Genomic DNA, 17,758 nt, shown 5'->3' on the forward strand with positions numbered 1-17,758 from the left:
TCACTTCAGCGCCCCAAACACCTTCTTCAAGATGGCGCTCCCCGCCGCCGCCGGGTTCTGTCGCAGCTGCTGCTCTTGCTCGCCGATCACCAGGAACAGCCCGTCCAGCGTCTTGCCGGTCACGTACTGCTCGAGGGTCGCGTCCTCCTTCTTCACCAGGCCGAAGCCGGCCGCCTTGCCGGCAAAGGCGTTGTACTGCTGGGCCAGGCCGACCTTGCGGGTGGCCTGGGTGACGATGGGCAGGAACTTCTGGCCCAGCGGGGCGCGGGTTTTTTCGGAAAAGAACTGCGTCACCGACGTGTCGCCGCCGCTCAGGATGTTCTTGGCATCGGTCACGCTCATGCTGCGCACGGCGCCGACCAGCAGGTCCTTGCCCATGGGCACGGCGGCTTCGGCGGCGCGGTTGATCGAGGTCTCCAGTTCCTCGATGCGCTGCCCCTGGCCGAACTTCTTCAGCAGCTTGGCGGCATCGTTGAGGTAGCCCGGCAGCGGGATGCGCACCTTGGGGTTGTTCAGGAAGCCGCCGGACTGCCCCAGCAGGCCCACGGCGGCCAGCGCGCCCTGCTCGAGCGCGGCCTTCACGCCGCTGCTGGCGTCGGCATTGCTCAGGTCCGCGAGCGTCAGCGCCTGCGCCCGCGCCGTGGCCAGGAGGATCAGGGCCGCAAGGCCGGAGGCCTGGAATTGGCGTCGTTGCATGGAAGGCTCCTTGGAGAAAACGAAAACGGAAGATGGCCCCAGTGTGCCGCGTGTGTGAACGTGGCGTGAGAAGCCCCTAACCGAGCAGCGCCGGCAGCTCGGCCATGTCGGCCATCACATGCACGGCACCCGCCGCGCGCAGCGCCTCGGGCGTGCCGTGGCCCACGGGAGAAGGGCTGTAGCCGACCACCGTGGCGCCCGCGGCCACGCCCGCGGCGACACCGGTCACCGTGTCTTCGACCACCAGGCAGTGCGCGGGCGGCACGCCCAGGGCGGCGGCGGCCGCCAGGTACACGTCGGGCGCGGGCTTGGTGGCCGGCATTTCGTGGCCGCTGAAGATGCGGCCGGCAAAGTACGGCGCCAGGCCCACCTGCGCCAGCTGCATCTCGACCTTGAAGCGGTCGGCGCCCGAAGCGCAGGCGATGCGGCCCTGCAGGCGCGCGTGCACGGCGCGCACCGCCTCGGGGGCGCCGGCGATAGGCAGCAGGTGCGCCTGCAGCTGGGCGTTGCGGCGCGCATAGAACTCGTCCATCCAGGCGTCGGTGAGCGCCCGGCCTGTGTGCGCCTCGATGCGCGCGGCCTCGCTGCGCACCGTCTTGCCGATGAACAGGCGCATGCATTCCTCGGGCGCCAGCGCCCAGCCGGCCTCGTTGAGCATGGTGCAGAGCACGCCGTTGGTGAGCGGTTCGCTGTCGACCAGCACGCCGTCACAGTCGAACAGGATGGCTTCAAATTTCATAGCTATTGGCGCTTGATGGGTAAGCGTTTGGGGTGGTTTTGGCTGGTATTTTGGAAACCACGCGGCCGGCGCGGCGCCGTTGCTTTTATTTTGATAGCTTCTCGCGCAGTCAGGCCAAGGGCTGGAAGCCTGTTTGGCGTGAAATCAGCGGCTGTCGCCGTCGACGTAGAACCAGCGCCCGGCTTCGCGCACGAAGCGGCTGAGCTCGTGCAGGCGCACGGCGCGGCCGGCGACGCGGTAGCGGGCGACAAACTCGACCTCGGCATGGTCGGCGCCCTGCACGCGGTGGCGGCGCACCTCCAGCCCGAGCCAGCGCGCGCCTGGCTCGAACTCCAGCGTGGCCGGGCGGGTGCCCGCGTGCCATGTCGCGAGCAGGTAGTCGCGCCGCTGCAGCACGAACGCGCTGTAGCGCGAGCGCATCAGGTGCTCGGCGTCGGGCGCGGGCGTGTCGTTCAAATGGTCCAGATAGCGCCCGCAGCAGTCGCCGAGCGCCAGCGGCTGGCGCCGCGGCGAGAGTGCGCCACAGGGGCAGGGGGCAGAAAGCGGTGAAGGCATGGCCGCAGGATTGTCCGCGATCGTGGCCAGGTCGGCCCCGCGTGGGGGGCAGCCGCCCCTCGCTGGCCAAGGCATGCGCCGCCGCCTCGGCGGCTAACGCCACAGGAGCAGCAGCTTGACCAGGCCCGCCGCCCCCAGGCCCAGGCCCAGCAGCGCAGCCAGCCGCTCGCCCGCGGGCAGCAGCTTCTCGATCGCGACCGCCATGGCGAGCGCGGCAACCCAGGCGAGGTTCATGGTGCCGCCCACGAACAGCAGGGCCATCAGCGCCCCGCAGCAGCCGACGCAGAACAGGCCGTGGCGCAGGCCCATCGCCCACGCGCCGCGCACGCCCGCGCGCCACTCGCCGAGCAAGAACCCCATCGGCGTGCGGCAGCGCGACAGGCAGGCCCGCTTGAGCGGCGAGAACTGGTAGGCGCCCGCGATGCACAGCAGCAGCGCGGTGAGCCACGCCGACCGGCTGGCGGCCATCGGATCGGTCCAGCCCAGGGCCTGCAAGGCCCATTGCGCCGCGGTCGCCGCCCCGCTGAAGGCGCCCCACACCAGAAGGTAGGCGGCCACAAACGCCAGCGCCCGCGCCTGTTCTGCGCTGCGCTCGCACAGCCGGGTGAAGGCCAGGACCATGGGCAGCGCCGACGGCAGCATCATCGCGGCCATCATCAGCGCCCACATCGCCCAGACCGCGAGCACGCTGGCCGCGCCCCAGTCGGCAGCGTCCGGCATGGCCAGCTGCGCCAGCGGCTGGCCCATGTCGACCGCCATCCAGACCAACACGGCCCAGCAGACCAGGCTGGCGGCCAATATCCCCGCGGCCCATCGGCGGCGGTGGGCCATGGGCGAGCCACCACTCTGCGGGGCTGGGGCGCCCGAAGCGCGTTCCGGTTTTCGCATGGGCACCCCTTCCTGCGCGTCAGGCGCGCAATCCCACGATGCGCGTGACGGTGCCGGCCGTCAAGCCGCAGGGCACGGGCTCGGCACGCCCATCGGGCAGGTTGCCGGCAGGGCGAAAGTCCAGCTTGCGAACGTTCCGGCGCAGGCATAGAGTGCTTGGGTGCAGCCGCTGCTGCCCGCCTTGAGCGCCCTGCACGCCGGGTTCCGCACCGGCACCTCGCACAAGGAGTAACACCATGTCTGCTTGGCACATCACAGGTCACTACATGGAGACCTGCAATTGCACATTTCTGTGCCCCTGCATCGTCTCCAACCTCACAGCACGGCCGACCGAAGGCGACTGCAAGGCGGCCCTTGCGTTCCACATCGACCAAGGCGCGAAGGACGGCCTGGCGCTCGACGGGCTGTCCTTCGTGCTGATGCTGCATGCGCCCGGCCCGATGGTCGAAGGCCACCTGACCGTGGGGCTGATCGTTGACGACCGCGCTTCGGACCCGCAGCTCGAGGCCCTTGGCGCCATCGCGAGCGGAGCGGCCGGCGGTCCCATGGCCGCCCTGGCGCCGCTGGTCGGCACGAACGCCGGCATCGAACGGCGCCCGATCCGCTTCGACGCCCAGGGGCTGCATTACGCGCTGGCCGCAGGCGATCTGGTGGACCAGGCCTGCGACGGCGTGCCGAGCGCCGCCGACCCGGCACAGGCCATCGGCATCGACCACACCATGCACCCGGTCAACGGCCGGCTGTCTCTGGCCAAGGCCACGCACAGCCGCTTTCACGCCTTCGGCATCGACTGGGACGACAGCAGCGGCACCCGCAACGGGCACTTTGCGCCGTTTGCCTGGGCCGGCTGAGGTCTGTCGCAGGAAGCGCTCGCAGCGCGCGCGGGCCTGGCGCCGCCCGGAAGGCGCCGTTCAGCTATCAAAAAAAGAGCTTACAGCGCTGACCCCGACTGCGCTGCAGCCTGTTTTCATCCATAAACCAACCCTTGTCTGGGAGAAGGAGGTCCGACCTGAGACGCGCGGGAAAAGGGCCGCTCGGCCTGCCCTGCACGCCATGCGGCACCGCGGCCCGTAGACTGGCCGCTTCTGTCGGTGCGGCCTCCGCCGCGCCCTGCAAGGGAGGAGATGCCAATGTTCTCGATGAGCGTGCCGTGGTGGGAGTTTGTGCTGCGCGGGGTGGCGGTGTACCTGTTCCTGCTGGTGTTTCTGCGCCTGACGGGCAAGCGCCAGACGGGACAGTACGCGCCATTTGACCTGGTCTTGCTGCTGATCCTGTCGAACGCGGTGCAAAACTCGATGAACGCCGGCGACAACTCGCTGGTCGGCGGCCTGATCTCGGCCAGCACGCTGCTCAGTTGCCATGTGGCGCTGGCGCACCTGAGCTTTCGCCACCCCCGGATTTCGCGCTGGGTCGACGGCAAGGCGCAGAAGCTGATCGACCAGGGACAGATCGACCGCGCCGTGATGCGCAGCGAACTGCTGACCCACGACGACCTGGAAGCGGCGCTGCGCGCCGGCGGCTGCCTGAACGCCCACGAGGTCGAGCGCGCCACCATCGAGACCAACGGCCAGATCACCGTGGTGCTGCGCCAGCGCAGCGGCGCCGCCTGAGCCTGGGGTGGCGCCCCGGCGGCCGCGCTGCCGGGTGTGAGCAGCCCTGGATCCGTTAAGCAAATGCCGATTTATTATTTGCGGTTTGCATATTCCATGCATCATCATGCAATCTTTGAATCATTGAACGCATGGAACTCCGCCAACTCGAAGCCTTCGCTGCCGTCATGTCGGTGGGCAGCGTCACGGGCGCGGCCAAGCTGCTGAACCGTTCGCAGCCGGCCGTGACGCGGCTCGTGCAGGAGCTCGAGGCCGAGATCGGCTACGCACTGTTCACGCGCCACGGTCCGCGCGTCACGCCGACCGCGCAGGGCCTGCTGCTCTACGAAGACGCCGAACGGGCGCTGGCCAGCCTGCGCCAGGTCCATGCGCGCGCGGCCGAGATCGCCCGTGGCGATGACCAGCCGCTGCGGCTGGCCGCCACCTCGGCCCTGGCGGTCGGGCTGCTGCCGCAGGCGCTGCGGCGCGCCGAGGCGCACCTGGGCGCCACCCCGGTCCAGCTGCGCTCGGCCGCGCCCGAACAGGTCGTGCACGCAGTGCTGACCGGCGCCGTGCAGCTGGGCGCCTGCAGCCTGCCGCTGGAGCACCGCGGCCTGCAGGTGCACTGGATCGCGCAACTGCCCTGCGTGGCGGTGCTGGCGCAGGGCGACCCGCTGGCGGCCCTGGCCACCGTGCCGCTGGCCGCGCTGACGCAGCGGCGCCTGATCACTTTGAGCAACCCGTTTCGCCTGCGCCACCGGCTGGACGCGGTGCTGGGGCCCAACCCGCGGCGCGGCGATGGCCTAATAGAGACCAACGCCTCCATCAACGCCCAGGCCCTGGTGCGCGCCGGGCTGGGCGTGGCCGTGCTGGAGCCGCTCACGGCCCTGGGCGCGCCGCTCGATGGCGTGGTCGTGCGCCCGCTGGACGTCGATATTCCTTTCTTCTTTGGCGTGATCACCCCGCAGGCCCACCCACTGACGGCGCCCGTGCGCGCCCTGGCCGAGGCGCTGCGCGAAGCGGCCCTGGCCCTGCCGGGCTGCCGGCAACACGATGTGGCCGACCACGCGAGCCTGCTGCAGGCCGGGTCCGCGGGCGATGCCGCGCCCCCTCTGACACTTACGAACCCATGAATTCAACGACCGACCTCTTCCCCATGAACCACGTCTGCGCAGACGGCCTGGCGGCGCTGGAAGCGCGCCTGCGCCAGGACTTGCAGTGGCTGTGCCTGCCCCCGCGGCGCTGGGTGCCGCCGCGCCAGCAGGACGGCGCCGAGGTGCTCGACACCGCCATCGTCGGCGGCGGCATGGCCGGCCTGGCGCTGGCCGCCGCGCTCACCCACCTGGGCGTGCAGGCGCGCATCTTCGACCGCGCGCCCGAAGGCTTCGAAGGCCCCTGGGCCACGACGGCGCGCATGGAGACGCTGCGCTCGCCCAAGGAACTGACCGGCCCGGCGCTCGGCTTTGGCGCCCTCACCTTCCGCGCCTGGTTCGAGGCCCAGTTCGGCCTGGCCGCCTGGGAAGCGCTCGACAAGATCCCGCGCCTGCAGTGGATGGACTATTTGCGCTGGTACCGCCGCGTGCTCGCGCTCGACGTGCGCAACGAGCAGCGCGTGCTGGCCGTGCGGCCGCGCGCCGACGGCGTGGTGCAGCTCGACCTGGCAGACGACACGCAGGGCGGGCGCCCGTACCAGGTACTCGCACGCCACGTGGTGCTGGCCACCGGCCGCGACGGCCTCGGCGGCCCCTGGGTGCCCGACTGGGCGCAGGCGCTGCCGCGCGACCGCTGGGCGCATTCGGCCGACCTCTGGGATGCCGCGCGGCTCGCGGGCAAGCGCGTGGCCGTCATCGGCGGCGGCGCCTCGGCCATGGACAGCGCCGGCACCGCGCTCGAAGCGGGCGCGGCGCGCGTTGACCTGCTGGTGCGCCGCAGCGAGATGCCGCGCATCAACAAGGGCAAGGGCGCCGGCAGCCCCGGCGTGGCGCACGGCTTCCAGGCGCTCCCCGACGACTGGAAATGGCGCTTTCGCCACTACATCAACGTGCAGCAGGTGCCGCCGCCGCACGGCAGCACGCTACGCGTTTCGCGCCATGCGAACGCGCACTTCCACCTGGGCACGCCCGTGCTGTCGGCCGCGCAGCGCAGCGACGGCGCGCTGCGCCTGGACACCGCCAAGGGCCCGCTGGCCACCGACTTCGTGGTCTTTTGCACCGGCTTTCGCCCCGACTGGGGCCAGCGCCCCGAGTTCGCCGCTTTCGCCCCGCAGGTGCGGCTGTGGCAGGACCGCTACCAGCCCGCACCGGGCCAGGAAGACGCCGAACTGGCGCAGTCGCCCGACCTGGGCGCGCTGCTCGAATTCCAGGAAAAGGCCCCCGGCGCCTGCCCCGGGCTCGAGCGCGTGCACTGCTTCTGCTACCCGTCGGCGCTGTCGCACGGCGCGGTGGCAGGCGACATTCCGCAGATCAGCGACGGTGCCAAGCGCCTGGGCCAGGGCCTGGCCGCGAGCCTGTTCACCGAAGACGCCGCACTGCACTTTGCCGCGATGGAGCGCTACGCCGAGCCCGAGCTCGACGGCGACGAATGGACGCCGGCCGACTTTCCCGCCTACGTCGACGGAGAGCGCCCATGAGCGGCTGGCTGCTGCGCCGCGTGGCCCAGGCGGCCCTGGTGGTGGTGGTGATGACGCTGATCGTCTTTGCCGGCCTGCACGCCATTGGCAACCCGGTGGACATCCTGATCGGCGACGACATGAACCAGCAGGAGCGGCTCGAGGCCATTGCCCGCCTGGGCCTGGACCAGCCGCTGTGGCGCCAGTACCTGGCCTTTGTCGATGGCGCGCTGCACGGCAACCTGGGCAAGAGCTTCGTCTACCAGGAAGACGCGATCCGCCTGATCCTGCACCGGCTGCCCGCCACGCTGGAGCTGGCCGTGTGCGCCCTGCTGCTGGCGATCGTGATCGGCGTGCCGCTTGGGCTGTTCGCCGGCATGAAGCCCGACCACCCGGTCTCGCACACGCTGATGGCCGGCAGCATCGTCGGTTTTTCGCTGCCGGCCTTCTGGGTGGCGCTGCTGCTGATCATGGTGTTCAGCGTGCAGCTGGGCTGGCTGCCGGCCAGCGGCCGCGGCGAGACCCGCGCGCTGCTGGGCATCGAGTGGTCGTGGCTGACGCTCGACGGCCTGCAGCACCTGATCCTGCCGGCCTTCAACCTCGCGCTGTTCAAGATCTCGCTGGTGCTGCGCCTCACGCGCGCCGGCGTGCGCGAGGTGCTGCCGCAGGACTTCGTGAAGTTCGCCCGCGCCAAGGGCCTGTCGCCCGCGCGCGTCATGGTCATGCATGTGCTGCGCAACACGCTGATCCCGCTGGTCACGGTGCTCGGGCTGGAGCTGGGCGCGACGATTGCCTACGCCGTCGTGACCGAGACCATCTTTGCCTGGCCCGGCGCCGGCAAGCTGATCCTCGACAGCATCAACTCGCTCGACCGGCCCGTGGTGGTGGCCTACCTGATGGTGGTGGTGGTGATCTTCGTCACGCTGAACCTGGTCGTGGACCTGCTCTACAAACTGCTTGACCCGCGCGTGCGCCTGGAGGCCGCGAAATGAAAACCTCCCGCAGCTTTGACGAGCACTCGATCTGGTGGCGCGTGGGCGCCGACTTCCTGCGCTCGCGCGTGGCCGTGGCCGGGCTGGTCGTGCTGGTCCTGGTCGCGCTGGCCGCCCTGGCCGCGCCCTGGATCACGCCGCAGAACCCGTACGACCTGATGCAGCTCGACGTGCTCGACGCGCGCCTGCACCCCGGCACGCCGAGCAGCTCGGCCGACTACACCTACTGGCTCGGCACCGATGGCCAGGGCCGCGACCTGTACTCGGCCATCGTCTACGGCCTGCGCATCAGCCTGCTGGTGGGCGTGGGCTCGGCGCTGATCGCGGCGGTGCTCGGCACGCTGGTCGGCCTGCTCGCGGCCTACGCCGGCGGCCGGGTCGATGCGCTGCTGATGCGCGTGGTCGATCTGCTGCTGTCGTTCCCGACCATCCTGATGGCGCTGATGATCCTGGCCTACGTCGGCAAAGGCGTGGGCAACGTGATCCTGACGCTGGTGCTGCTCGAATGGGCCTACTACGCGCGCACCGCGCGCGGCCAGGCGCTGGTCGAGACGAACCGCGAATACGTCGAGGCGGCGCGCGGCCAGGGCATTCCGCGCTGGCGCATCCTCACCGGCCACATCCTGCCCAACTGCCTGCCGCCGCTCTTGGTGATCGGCGCGCTGCAGATCGCGCGCGCCATCACGCTCGAGGCCACGCTGTCGTTCCTGGGCCTGGGCGTGCCGATCACCGAGCCCTCGCTGGGCCTGCTGATCTCGAACGGCTACCAATACCTGCTGTCCAACGAATACTGGATCAGCTTCTTTCCTGGCGTGGCCTTGCTCGCCACCATCATGGCGATCAACCTGGTCGGCGACCAGCTGCGCGATGTGCTGAACCCGAGGCTGCAGAAATGAGCACCGCAATCCCCCAAGAACCGCCCACCCTCGAAGTGCGCGGGCTGCAAACGCGCTTTCATACGCGCGCCGGCGTGCTGCCGGTGGTCAATGGCGTCTCGTTCACGCTGCAGCGCGGCAAGGTGCTCGGCCTGGTCGGCGAATCGGGCTCGGGCAAGTCGGTCACCGGCTTTTCGATCATGGGCCTGGTCGATCCGCCGGGCCGCATCGAAGGCGGCCAGGTGCTGTTCCAGGGCCGCGACCTGACGCAGCTGCCGCCGCGCGAACAGCGCGCGCTGCGCGGCAACCGCATCGCCATGATCTTCCAGGACCCGATGGCGACGCTGAACCCGGTGCTGCGCGTCGACACGCAAATGATCGAGGCGGTGCAGGCCCACCGCAAGGTCTCGACCGCCGAGGCGCGCCAGCAGGCCAGCGACACCCTCGCGCTGATGGGCATCCCGAGCCCCGACGACCGGCTGCGCGCCTACCCGCACCAGCTCTCGGGCGGCATGCGCCAGCGCGTGGCGATTGCGATCGCGCTGCTGCACGGCCCCGACCTGATCATTGCCGACGAGCCGACCACGGCGCTCGACGTGACCATCCAGGCGCAGATCCTCTCCGAAATGCAGAAGCTCGTGCAGAGCACCGGCACCGCGATGATCTGGATCAGCCACGACCTGTCGGTGGTCGCCGGCCTGGCCGACGACATTGCCGTGATGTATGCGGGGCGCATTGTCGAGCACGGCAGCGTCGACGACGTGCTCGACCACCCGCAGCACCCCTACACCCAGGGCCTGATCGGCAGCCTGCCCAGCGCCAACCGCCAAACCCGCCAGCGCGGCGCGCGGCTGCAGCAGATTCCCGGCATGGCGCCGAACCTGCTGCACATGCCCCCGGGCTGCGCGTTCGCGCCGCGCTGCGCGCGCGCCAGCGCGGTCTGCGAAACCATGCCCGAGATGTCGCAGCCGCGCCCCGAGGCACCGGGCCACACCGTGCGCTGCTTTCACCCCGGCACTGCGCCGGCCACCGTGGAGGCCGCGGCATGAGCACCGCTACCGCATTGCCCCTGGTCGACATGCAGGACGTGACCAAGCGCTTTGGCGCGCAGCCGCCGCCCGGGCCCCTGGGCCGGGCACTGCGCCGGCTCGGCTGGGAGACGCCGCCCGTGGTGACCCACGCCGTCGATGGCGTAGACCTGGCCGTGCGCCCCGGCGAAGTGGTCGGCCTGGTCGGCGAGTCGGGCTGCGGCAAGTCCACGCTGGGCCGCATTGCCGCCGGGCTGCTCGCGCCTACCGAAGGCGTGGTGCGCGTCAATGGCGCACCGCTCGAAGCGCTGGACGCGCCGCAGCGCCTGGCCGCCCGGCTGCGCGTGCAGATGGTGTTCCAGGACCCGTTCGCGAGCCTGAACCCGCGCCTGCGCGTCTCGCGCATCGTCGGCGAGGCCGCGCGCCTGCACGGCCTCACCGATGCGGCCGGCGAGGACGACTACGTCGCCGCCCAGCTGCAGCGCGCCGGGCTCGACCCCAGCCTGCGCCACCGCTACCCACACCAGTTCAGCGGCGGCCAGCGCCAGCGCATCGGCATTGCGCGCGCGCTCGCCGTGCAGCCGGCCATGCTGGTCTGCGACGAGGCCGTGGCCGCGCTCGACGTGTCGATCCAGGCGCAGATCCTGAACCTGTTCATGGACCTGCGCGACCAGCTCGGCCTGGCCTACCTGTTCATCAGCCACGATCTCGGCGTGGTCGAGCATGTCTGCGACCGCGTGGCCGTGATGTACCTGGGCCGCGTGGTCGAGAGCGCGCCGGTCGAGGAGCTGTTCGCCCGGCCCAACCACCCGTACACCCAGGCGCTGCTGGCCGAGATTCCGCGCATCGACGTGCGCCGCACCCGCTTCAGCGCGATCCGCGGCGAGATCCCTAGCCCGATCGCGCCGCCCAGCGGCTGCCACTTTCACCCGCGCTGCCCGCACGCCATGCCGCGCTGCAGCGTCGAAGTGCCGCAGCTGCGCGGCATCGCCATCCGGCACGCCAGCGCCTGCCATCTGAACGATGCGGCCTGAACCCCTTGTTTTCCTGATCTGTCATTCCTGAAAGGCATCGCCATGAACCACCGCAAGCTCTCCCTCATCGCCGCGGCCGTGCTGGCCGCCAGCGCGGCCGCCTCGGCGCAGACGCTGTCCATCGGCTTTGCCGACCCGGTCTCGTCGGTCGACCCGCAGCTCAACAACCACGCCGGCGACCGCTCGCTCGCGCTGCATTTCTGGGACTCGATCATCAACTCGCGCGACGGCGGCAAGCTCGAGCCGGCGCTCGCGTCGAGCTGGAAGGCGCTCGACGACAAGACCTGGGAATTCAAGCTGAGGAGCGACATTAAGTGGCAGGACGGCACGCCGTTCACGGCCGACGACATCGTGTTCTCGTTCCAGCGCGCGCGCAGCGTGCCCGGCACCGTGGCCTCGTACACCGGCGCGCTGCGCACGGTGGAGTCGACCACCGCCAAGGACCCGCACACCGTCATCGTCAAGACCAACACGCCCAACCCCATGCTGCCGCTCGACATCGCGTCGATCTATATCGTGAGCAAGCACGTCGGTGAAAAGTCCAAGACCGAGGACTACAACGCCGGCCGCGCCGTGGTCGGCACCGGGCCGTACAAATTCGTCTCGTACAGCCCCGGCGACCGCACGGTGTTCGAGCGCAATCCGTCGTACTACGGTCCGAAGCCCGTGTGGGACAAGGTCAACTACCGCTTCATCAACAACGGCGCGGCGCGCACGGCCGCGCTGCTGGCCGGCGACGTGGACGTGATCGACAAGGTGGCCGTGACCGACGTGGCCAAGCTCAAGAAGACGCCGTCCGTCAGCGTCTACACCTACCCGGGCCTGCGCGTGCTGCTGCTGCAGCCGAGCTTCCGCCCCGGCCCCAACGAGTTCATCACCGACAACGCCGGCAAGCCGCTCGACAAGAACCCGCTGCAGGAGCTCAAGGTGCGCCAGGCGCTGTCGGTCGCGATCAACCGCAAGGCGATCGCCGACCGCATCCTGCAGGGCACGGTGACCGAGGCCAACCAGTGGATGCCCAAGAACACCTTCGGCTACAACCCCGAGGTCAAGGACATCGCCTACAGCGCCGAGCAGGCCAAGAAGCTGCTGGCCGAGGCCGGCTACCCGCAGGGCTTCCAGATCACCATCCACGTGCCCGGCGACCGCTACCCGCAGGCGCCCGAAACCGTGCAGGCCGTGGCCCAGTTCTGGACCCGTGCGGGCGTCAAGACCAAGGTCGAGGTCGTGCCATGGAGCGTGTACGCCGGCCGCGCCGGCAAGAACGAATACGCGGTCAGCGTGATCGCCTGGGGCAATGGCACGGGCGAAGCCGGCTACGGCCTGCTGCAGACGCTGGCCAGCACCGACGCCAAGCGCGGGCGCGGCGTCAACAACTGGGGCCGCTACAGCAACGAGGCCGTGGACAAGGCGCTCGATGCCGCCACCGTCGAGTTCGACGCCAAGCGCCGCGAGGCCATCTTCCGCCACTCGGTCAAGCTGGTCACCGACGACGTCGGCCACATCCCGCTGTTCCACTACCAGAACATCTGGGCCGCCAAGAAGGGGCTGAAAGTGGTGCCGCTGCTGAGCGACCGCACGACCGCGATGCAGGTCAGCCCGGTCGCCAAGTAAGGGAGCGCGCGCATGCCGTCCGCCACCCTGACCGTCACCCCCGAAGACGCGCTGATCGACGTGCCGCGCTGCATCGCGGTGCAGGGCCTCGCGCCCGGCGAGGAAGTCACGCTGGCCACGCGCACGCTGCGCGGTCCGGGCGTGGTGTGGTGCTCCCACGCCACGTTCCGCGCCAACGCCGACGGCGTGGTGGACCTGCAGCGCGACGCCCCGCTGGCCGGCAGCTACGGCGGCGTGTCGGCCATGGGGCTGGTGTGGTCGCAGGCGCCCGATCAGGCTGGCGCGCCGCGCGAGGTGTTTGCCGCCGAGCCCGCCGCCGCGCTCACCACCGGCGTGACCGCGCAGCGCCACGGCGCGCCCGTGCTGCAGGCGCGCCTGGTGCAGCGCCTGCAGGGCGCCGGCGTAACCCGGCGCGAGGTGCGCGACGACGGCCTGGTCGGCACGCTGTTCACGCCCGCCGGGTCGGGCCCGCACCCGGCCGTGCTGGTGCTCAACGGCTCGGGCGGCGGCATCAACGAGCCGCGCGCCGCGCTCTACGCCTCGCACGGCTACGCTGCGCTGGCGCTGGGGTACTTCAAGGCGCCGGGGCTGTCCGACTACATCTCGGACACGCCGCTCGAAATCTTCGAGACAGCGCTGCACTGGCTGCACCGCGAAGTGCGGCCTCTGAACGGCTTCGTCGCGCTCAGCGGCCAGTCGCGCGGCGGCGAGCTGGTGCTGCTGCTCGCCTCGCTGCTCCCGCAACTGGTCTCGGCCGTCATCGGCTATGTGCCCGGCGCCGTGGTGCACAGCGCGCAGAACGCCTGCAACCCGGCCAACGGCCCCGACAGCCGCAACGGCCCGGCCTGGCTCTGGCGCGGCCAACCCCTGCCCCACCTGTGGCAAGACAACCGCACCGCCAGCTGGGCACCGTGGGACGAAGGCCCCGAGCCGCGCCGCCACGCCCACGCGCTGCTGACCGCCCTGCAAGACCCCGAGGCCGTGGAGCGTGCGCGCATCCGCGTCGAGAACATCCGCGGCCCGGTGCTGCTGCTGACCGCGAGCGACGACGGCTCCTGGCCGTCGAGCCTGTACGGCCGCATGGTCGCCGAGCGGCTGGCGCAGGTCCAGCACCCCTACCCGGTCGAGCAGCTCGACTTCGAAGGCGGCGGGCACGCCATCGTCTTTCCCTATGTGCCGACCACGCAGCTGGTCTATGCCCACCCGGTGTCGGGGCGGCTCAGCACCACGGGCGGAACGCCGGCCGTCAACGCCCATGCCGACGAGGCCTCGTGGGCTAGCGTGCTCCATTTTTTAGAGCACGCTGTGCAGACCCAGTCTGCGCTAGAGCCCCAAAGCACCTGATATTTCAATCCCACTTCGGAGCCCCTGTCATGACCCCATCCCCCGCCGCCACCGACGTGGTCGATGCCCTGGTGCCGCTGCCGGACGGCAGCCCCGTGCATGCCGTGCGCCACCAGCGCGCGAAGGTTGTCGCCGCCACCCAGGGCAGCTACGACAGCATTTTCGACCCGGCGCTGAGCGGTGCCCCGTCGCTGGCCGAACGCCTGCTGGCCGCGCACCATATCGCCCGCCTGGCGGGCAGCACGGTGCTGGCAGCCCACTACCGCGAGCGCCTGCAGGCCCTGCCGCTCACGCCGGCGCAGCAGGCCGCGCTCGGTGGCCAGCCCGCTGCCGGCGACGCGCGCCTGCAAGCGATCCTGGCCTTCGCGCGCACGCTGACCGAGCGCCCCGTCGAAGGCGACCAGGCCGCGCTGCACAAGCTGCCGGCCGCGGGCCTGGCCACGCCCGAGGTGGTGGCGCTGGCGCAGCTGATCGCCTTCGTCGCCTACCAGCTGCGCGTGGTCGCCGGCCTGCAGGCGCTGGTCGAACTGGGCGATGACCTGCACAGCACGCCGGCCGCTGCCCCCGCGGAGGAAGCGCCGTTCGTGCACCCCGCCCACCTGCCCCAACCCGGCGAACCCGTGCGCGTGAACGGCTACACCAGCGAAACCCTGGACTGGTCCGCCTGGCTGCCGGTGCTGGACCTCGACCAGGCCACGCCCGCGCAGCTGGCCGTGCTGGCCAGCAGCCACCCCAAGGCCAAGGACAGCGACTACTACCGCGTGCTGGCGCACCAGCCGCGCATCCTCGAAGAGCGCTCCATCGTCTTCAACGCCATCATGTACGCCCCCGGCGGCCTCTCGCGCGCCGAGCGCGAACTGGCCAGCGCCGTGGTCTCGCGCGTGAACGGCTGCGTCTACTGCGCCTCGGTGCACGCCCAGCGCTTCGAGCAGCTCACCAAGCGCAACGAAGTGATCTGCCAGCTGTTCGCCGAGCCGCAGGGTGCCGGCACCAATGCGCGCGAGCGCGCCATCGTGCAGCTGTCGATCGACCTGACGGCAAACCCGGCCGGCTTTGGCGCCGCCCAGCTGCAGGCCGTGCGCGCCGCCGGGCTCACGAACCTCGAAGTGCTCGACCTGGTGCACGCCGTGGCGATCTTCGCCTGGGCGAACCGGTTGATGCTGAACCTGGGCGAGGCGGTGTTTCCGGCACCCGCTCCAGCGCACTAGAGCGCGCCATCACGGACCGCTGCATGCCCTTCGGGGACGCAGCGAGCCTGTCGAACCTTGCTGGGAACCATCCCGCCCCCCAGGTGGCAAAGATTGCTCGAGCGCCCGTTGGCCGCCTGGTGGAAGCACCTGCTAGGTCACCGGCGCCCGACCTGTTCCGCCCCATCGCCGATGGAATTCAGCGGACCCTGGATCAGTATTCCTTCATCGCCGCCGATAAAGACACACGCTGCATGTGCCACGCCGGCAACGACGCCAGCACCAGGCCCACCGCCAGGATCGCCAGCGCCATCAGCCACTCGGTCCCGCCCAGGGTGGGCCGCAACGCCACGCCGGTCAGGTGGGCGAGCCAGGTGCTGATGCCAAACGACAGCGCGTAGCCGCCCGCCAGCCCCAGTACCACACCGAGCCCGACCAGCAGGGCCGTAAAGCCCCAGGCCATCGCAAACACATAACGCCGCGGTGCCCCCAACGCGCGCAAAGTGACAAACTGCGGCATCAGCAGGCGGAACAAAATGAACACGCTGGCGATGATGGACAACAGCACCAAGGCCTGCGTCACCAGGGCCAGCAAGCTCATCAACTGGCGCATGTCGCCCAGGATGGAATAGAGCTGCACCAGGGCTTCGGCCGGAAAGAAAGCCATGGACTCCTTGTCGGTATACGCGCGCCGCAATTTGTAGGCGTTGGCCACGTTCCCCGTGTGCACCACGGCCGCAGGAATACCGGGCGTGTGGGCCGCGTCAAAGGGCACGCCGAGTTGGGTGGACTCCGGCGCGTGGCCGATCGGCAAGTTGTGCAGTGACCAGACCAGTTCGACCGGCACCGCCACGGCCTTGTCCCAGGGCGAGCCCGTTGGCTTCATGCGCCCGACCACGGTCACCGTGGCATCGTGCGCATTGAGGTGCTCGTCGCCACCGTGTTCTTCTCCGCCGTGGTGCACCCCATGCACCGGCTCGAAGGTGTCGCCCACCTGGAGTGCCGACGCAGCGCCCACCACGGCCTCATGGCGCGTCGCAAAAAGCCGCCCCTCTGCCAGCCCGCCCGACAAATGTTCGACCAGGGCCGCGACCACGCCCACCACCGGTGCACCACGGTGGCTGTCGCCAAAAGCCAATGGCGACACAAAGCCGGCCCGGCTGTCGTTGAGCAAGGCCACTGTCAGAGGCGCGCTGAGCAACTGGCCAGAGCCGGGCCGCAGAAACACCCCGGTCATCAAGGCGTCGGTACGGCTGCCGGGCGGCGCCACAATCATGTCGAAGCGGTCCGCCGCCCGGGCGCTGCCGCTGCGCAGGGCCCGCTCTTGCGAGACGATGGCCACCGACAGGGTGACGCCCGCCGCAACCAGCAACACAAAAGCCAGGGCGCTGAAACGGTAACGCGTGAGGGCGGCGCGAATGCCGGGCAGGGGATTCATCATGCAACCATGGAGGCCGTGTCGGCGGGCTGGGGAAGAAGCACTTGTCCCGCAGTCATGCGCAGCACCTGGTCGGCCAGCGCCGACAGCTTGTGATCGTGGGTGACCGCCACCACGGTTTTGCCGGCCCGCGCCATGGCGTGGAGTTCATCGGCAATCCGTTGCCCATTGCCGGGGTCGAGGCTGGCCGTAGGTTCGTCGGCCAGAATGATTGGTGGGTCCAGCAACAGGGCCCGCGCCAAGGCGACCCGCTGCTGCTCGCCGCGTGAGAGCCGCGCCACCGGCCCGGCCCGCAAGGGAACCTCAAACCGTGCAAGCAAGGCCCGTGCGCGCTCGCGCAAAACCTCGGGCAAGCGCGCGCGCTGAAACTGCGCCGGCAGCAAGGTGTTGCTCAAGGCATCGAGCTCATCGATCAGGCGAAAGTCCTGGAAGACCATGCCGCAGTGCGCCAGGCGCCACGCATCGCGCTGCCTTTCGCCCAGCTGGCTGACCACGGTTGCGCCAAAGCGAACCTCGCCCTGATGGGGCACCACGATACCGGCCAGCGCATGCAGCAGGGTGCTTTTGCCAGAGCCCGAAGGGCCAACAATGGCAGTGAGATGGCCGGATAAAAATTGGGCGCTGACCTTGTGCAGCGCCTGGATGCTGGCACCGCTGGCGTCGAAAAAGACAGCGCCAACCGAGCGCGCCTCCAGCCCGCCGTGCAAACGGTCCGGACTCATAAGCGCTGGAAGCTGGCATCGACCAGCCGGACCCGGCTGACAAAACCAGTCGCGGCATCTGTCTGCGGCCCGATCTCCAAGCGGCCCAGAACCTGGATCAGGTCGCCGGGCTTGACCGCTTCCTGGCGTTTTTTGATGCGCACAAAAATAATGGTGTTGATCCACTCGTCCTCGGACGCACAAAACGGGCAGGTTTCCACCGGTGTGTTCGACAACACGAAAAAATCCGACTCGACTTTCAGGTGCGGCGCCATGAAACCCTGGATGCTGACGGTCTTGCCGTTGAGCTGCTTGGCGGTATCCGAAAACCCCAAATCGTCCTGGTACAACTCAAACATCCGAATCCGCGGCGGCGCAGCCCACACGGCAGGCGCCACGGAGCACAGAGCAAGAGAAACCGCGAACTCGCGGCGATGCATGAACCGGTCCCCCTGCACTCTGTGGCCCAT

At 70.0% G+C, this 17,758-nt stretch carries 19 protein-coding genes; 11 read left to right on the plus strand and 8 right to left on the minus strand.

Annotated elements, in window-relative coordinates; genetic code table 11:
* From B2J89_RS14835 to B2J89_RS14855, 5 genes are all read right to left on the minus strand, one after another.
* Positions 1 to 696: a DUF4197 domain-containing protein gene (locus B2J89_RS14835; protein WP_169169844.1), complete on the minus strand. Its 696-nt coding sequence runs from the start codon at positions 694 to 696 to the stop codon at positions 1 to 3.
* A gap of 76 nt (positions 697 to 772) precedes the next feature.
* A complete protein-coding gene (locus B2J89_RS14840; protein WP_169169845.1) occupies positions 773 to 1,435 on the minus strand; it encodes an HAD family phosphatase in 663 nt (220 codons plus the stop codon).
* Positions 1,436 to 1,579: 144 nt separating this feature from the next.
* Complete coding sequence (locus tag B2J89_RS14845; protein WP_169169846.1) at positions 1,580 to 1,990, minus strand: YchJ family protein; 411 nt, start codon at positions 1,988 to 1,990, stop codon at positions 1,580 to 1,582.
* 93 nt (positions 1,991 to 2,083) lie between these two features.
* Entirely contained in the window at positions 2,084 to 2,821 is a 738-nt protein-coding gene (locus B2J89_RS14850) for a DUF2182 domain-containing protein (RefSeq protein ID WP_240965041.1), read from the minus strand.
* A gap of 76 nt (positions 2,822 to 2,897) precedes the next feature.
* The gene (locus B2J89_RS14855; RefSeq protein ID WP_169169848.1) at positions 2,898 to 3,116 is read right to left on the minus strand and encodes a hypothetical protein; all 219 of its coding nucleotides are present in this window, start codon (positions 3,114 to 3,116) and stop codon (positions 2,898 to 2,900) included.
* On the opposite strand from B2J89_RS14855, the gene B2J89_RS14860 reads away from it, so the two are divergent.
* From B2J89_RS14860 to B2J89_RS14910, 11 genes are all read left to right on the plus strand, one after another.
* Positions 3,115 to 3,729 (plus strand): DUF1326 domain-containing protein, encoded by a 615-nt coding sequence (locus tag B2J89_RS14860; protein ID WP_169169849.1) that lies wholly within the window; start codon positions 3,115 to 3,117, stop codon positions 3,727 to 3,729. The two genes, B2J89_RS14855 and B2J89_RS14860, sit on opposite strands and share 2 nt — an antisense overlap.
* A gap of 279 nt (positions 3,730 to 4,008) precedes the next feature.
* Positions 4,009 to 4,488 (plus strand): DUF421 domain-containing protein, encoded by a 480-nt coding sequence (locus B2J89_RS14865; protein WP_169169850.1) that lies wholly within the window; start codon positions 4,009 to 4,011, stop codon positions 4,486 to 4,488.
* Positions 4,489 to 4,619: 131 nt separating this feature from the next.
* Entirely contained in the window at positions 4,620 to 5,600 is a 981-nt protein-coding gene (locus B2J89_RS14870) for a LysR family transcriptional regulator (protein WP_169169851.1), read from the plus strand.
* Positions 5,597 to 7,096: an NAD(P)/FAD-dependent oxidoreductase gene (locus B2J89_RS14875; RefSeq protein WP_240965042.1), complete on the plus strand. Its 1,500-nt coding sequence runs from the start codon at positions 5,597 to 5,599 to the stop codon at positions 7,094 to 7,096. Before B2J89_RS14870 ends, B2J89_RS14875 begins: the two co-directional genes overlap by 4 nt.
* Positions 7,093 to 8,067 carry an ABC transporter permease gene (locus B2J89_RS14880; RefSeq protein ID WP_169169853.1) on the plus strand — a complete coding sequence of 325 codons (975 nt, stop codon included), beginning with the start codon at positions 7,093 to 7,095 and terminating at the stop codon, positions 8,065 to 8,067. The genes B2J89_RS14875 and B2J89_RS14880 overlap by 4 nt, the downstream gene beginning before the upstream one ends.
* Complete coding sequence (locus B2J89_RS14885; RefSeq protein WP_169169854.1) at positions 8,064 to 8,963, plus strand: ABC transporter permease; 900 nt, start codon at positions 8,064 to 8,066, stop codon at positions 8,961 to 8,963. The genes B2J89_RS14880 and B2J89_RS14885 overlap by 4 nt, the downstream gene beginning before the upstream one ends.
* The gene (locus B2J89_RS14890; protein ID WP_169169855.1) at positions 8,960 to 9,991 is read left to right on the plus strand and encodes an ABC transporter ATP-binding protein; all 1,032 of its coding nucleotides are present in this window, start codon (positions 8,960 to 8,962) and stop codon (positions 9,989 to 9,991) included. The genes B2J89_RS14885 and B2J89_RS14890 overlap by 4 nt, the downstream gene beginning before the upstream one ends.
* A complete protein-coding gene (locus tag B2J89_RS14895; protein WP_169169856.1) occupies positions 9,988 to 11,004 on the plus strand; it encodes an ABC transporter ATP-binding protein in 1,017 nt (338 codons plus the stop codon). The genes B2J89_RS14890 and B2J89_RS14895 overlap by 4 nt, the downstream gene beginning before the upstream one ends.
* 42 nt (positions 11,005 to 11,046) lie before the next feature.
* Complete coding sequence (locus B2J89_RS14900) at positions 11,047 to 12,618, plus strand: ABC transporter substrate-binding protein (protein WP_169169857.1); 1,572 nt, start codon at positions 11,047 to 11,049, stop codon at positions 12,616 to 12,618.
* A gap of 12 nt (positions 12,619 to 12,630) precedes the next feature.
* Complete coding sequence (locus tag B2J89_RS14905) at positions 12,631 to 13,962, plus strand: acyl-CoA thioester hydrolase/BAAT C-terminal domain-containing protein (RefSeq protein ID WP_169169858.1); 1,332 nt, start codon at positions 12,631 to 12,633, stop codon at positions 13,960 to 13,962.
* A gap of 29 nt (positions 13,963 to 13,991) precedes the next feature.
* Positions 13,992 to 15,170, plus strand: a complete 1,179-nt coding sequence (locus B2J89_RS14910) for a CMD domain protein (protein ID WP_169169859.1) — start codon at positions 13,992 to 13,994, stop codon at positions 15,168 to 15,170.
* A gap of 193 nt (positions 15,171 to 15,363) precedes the next feature.
* Here the strand turns inward: B2J89_RS14910 and B2J89_RS14915 are convergent, their stop codons facing one another.
* From B2J89_RS14915 to B2J89_RS14925, 3 genes are read right to left on the minus strand one after another with little or no spacing between them, the layout of a single operon-like run.
* Positions 15,364 to 16,590, minus strand: coding sequence for an FtsX-like permease family protein (locus B2J89_RS14915; RefSeq protein WP_169169860.1), 1,227 nt, complete (start codon positions 16,588 to 16,590; stop codon positions 15,364 to 15,366).
* Complete coding sequence (locus tag B2J89_RS14920; protein ID WP_169169861.1) at positions 16,587 to 17,309, minus strand: ABC transporter ATP-binding protein; 723 nt, start codon at positions 17,307 to 17,309, stop codon at positions 16,587 to 16,589. Before B2J89_RS14920 ends, B2J89_RS14915 begins: the two co-directional genes overlap by 4 nt.
* Positions 17,306 to 17,758, minus strand: a complete 453-nt coding sequence (locus B2J89_RS14925; RefSeq protein ID WP_169169862.1) for a hypothetical protein — start codon at positions 17,756 to 17,758, stop codon at positions 17,306 to 17,308. The genes B2J89_RS14920 and B2J89_RS14925 overlap by 4 nt, the downstream gene beginning before the upstream one ends.

The organism is Acidovorax sp. SRB_24 (genome assembly GCF_012931925.1).